The sequence below is a fragment of the Niameybacter sp. genome, assembly GCF_036655075.1.
Classification (GTDB): domain Bacteria; phylum Bacillota; class Clostridia; order Lachnospirales; family Cellulosilyticaceae; genus Holtiella.
Map to the genome: position 1 here is coordinate 64,293 of NZ_JAVVQU010000010.1, position 2,445 is coordinate 66,737.

Sequence of the window (2,445 nt, forward strand, 5' to 3'; positions counted from 1 at the left end):
TAATACCGAAAGGAATCATAATCATGTAATTAATTAGACCCAACCAGAAATCTTCTATAAGGCAATACCAGAGATCTTGTCCGGTACAAATTCTTTTATATATAGCAATAATTACTTTATTAATCATAAAATAAGATGCACTAAATCCAATAACAATTAAGCTACTTGTTATATTGGAATATATATTCAACAAGCCTAGCACAACTAGATGTGCACCTAAAAAACTTATGGTGTACATGGAACAGTTAAAGCATGTTCCATAGAATGGTGTATTAAAAATGTGCTTATAAGTATCTTCATCTATTTTGAGCACCCGAATCAAAAATCCACCTAACGAAACAATAAGGGTTTCGAAGGGGCCAAAAAGTATATAAGTCGCCAAAGTAATTGCAAACGTAGTGCTAAAAGACATTTTTTTAAAGCATAGTGTAATACTCTCGGTTAAACCTGTGATGAGTATAAAGAAACAAATTACTTCTAAATTCTCTACTTGTAGTGTTATCTCCTCCTTATACAGCGCAAATAGCAATAAGAAAATAGCTATACTATAAATACTTATACAAAATCTTCTTTGTTGTATCGATAACTGTTTCACTAAAAACCTCTTCCCCTCTTCATCTATATATAAAAGCTGATTATAAGGCATACTGATTTAACTATTAGAAAATAATACTGATTTGTGAACCGCCTGCAATTGCAAGTGCTAATAAAGCAAATACAATTGGCATAACTTTAGCAAAATTCTTTTTCATCATTAGTTCCCCCTTCTGCTCGCATTAACAGACTTCCGCTAATCATCTGTCATGTTTTCCGCTTCGCTTAAGGGTTTATCTTATAATCAGCCTTTATAACTTATTTAAAAAGCTTTCTATTTAAAGCATCTAATGTAGCACGTACTACGGCTTCATTTGGATCATCCCGAATAATGGCTGAGCCTATCAAGAGCTCTTCTTTTTCATCTGTGCCTAAATGAATAAATATACATATAAAGTCAATACCTTTTGTGGCACTTACATAGACATCTTGTACACTTAAAATATAATCCTCAACGAGCACTTTTTCTACAGCCTGAATCGTTGCATCTGCAATGACACGGTAACGATTATTAGCTGTCTTAAAACCTCGTTTGGTTGCCTTGATAATCTCTCCATCGTGGTTAAGCCTAATCTCGCATTCCAAATTTTTATCTTCAACCTGAAGGGACATCCCTTCATATTTAACACGCTTAATCCCTTGCATTGGCCCCATATCTAATTGAGCAATACTGATTTTCTTTCTATCGATTTCATAATCAAACATAGCAAATATAGTAGATTCAATATCCCTTACAATTTGCTTAGCTGATTTGTTTTTACTTGCTACAATGTGAATCTCTTCTATTTGACCATTAATTTCTTTAATTTTACTATGTAAAACACCATTAATTTTTTTAATGATATCGTTTAACTGCTCACTATTCATTCTTTAACCCCTTACCTATCTTGTCCTCATTCTTTATTTCTTATATTTTAAAGGTTGTACTGTTTTTATAATAGCTTCATAATATGTTTATTGTATCATATAGCCTTATTTTTTGTATATAAATATATTTTTTTAGCAATTAAAATTGAAAAATAATTATATTTATACCTAATCTTAGCCTACTTCAACACGCACAAAAACCAGCCCAAGTCGTCCCCCTCTTATGTTACATAGACGGACTTAGGCTGGTTTTTGATTGTGGCAATGAATTCGTCACCTTTTGATGGGTGTCTCGCTTCACAAGAAAGCAAGTACTTAGGTGCAGCTGTTGGACTTACCAGGTTAAGGTGCATGCGTTGGTGTGCTCTAGGTGAAAGGGATGCCTTGCATATATCACTGTGAGTGTCCGCTGAACTTACCTTACCGTAGGTTTACCATAGGCTTTACCACAGGGCTTGGTTACTTATAAAGTTGAACGCGCTAGATAGGGTGAATCGATATAGATCTTGCCCCACATCATTTGACTGCCACCATCACATGATGTAGTTTTCAAGAAAAAGTCCTACTGCCTTGGTAAGAGGGGGAATCCAATGCCTTCAGCCTTTTCCTTGCACGAGTCAAAGTTTTCGGGTCCCGGGATGCCCATCTCACTTCTTCTCATGGTCTAACCTTTTCAAAACGAGGTCATGCCTATCAAGCTTGTCTCCTCTATTTATATTGAAATATAAGTATAGAAGACTGGCTTATTTATAGTATACTATCAAAATAATTAGATGTCAATTTATTATTTGTAATATTTTAAATTTGTTTATACACATTGTGCACCTATATAAAAACTACAGCAAATTGGTATTAAAACACAAAAAAGGCAAGGTCATGAGTTACCCCACTTCCTTACCTGTCAATGCTTTTTAAAGTTGTTAACCAAATCTATACGCCGGGTTCTGTATCTGACGGTCATCTATCTCGACATGCAGTTACCTA

At 34.4% G+C, this 2,445-nt stretch carries 3 protein-coding genes; all 3 read right to left on the reverse strand.

Annotated elements, in window-relative coordinates; genetic code table 11:
• A partial coding sequence (locus RRY75_RS04610; protein WP_332715815.1) for a hypothetical protein occupies positions 1-595 on the reverse strand: 595 nt, incomplete at its 3' end.
• Positions 596-852: 257 nt separating this feature from the next.
• Complete coding sequence (locus tag RRY75_RS04615; RefSeq protein WP_332490887.1) at positions 853-1,461, reverse strand: hypothetical protein; 609 nt, start codon at positions 1,459-1,461, stop codon at positions 853-855.
• Between the two features lie 221 nt (positions 1,462-1,682).
• Positions 1,683-1,814, reverse strand: a complete 132-nt coding sequence (locus tag RRY75_RS04620; RefSeq protein WP_332490889.1) for a hypothetical protein — start codon at positions 1,812-1,814, stop codon at positions 1,683-1,685.
• Between the last annotated feature and the right edge of the window lie 631 nt (positions 1,815-2,445).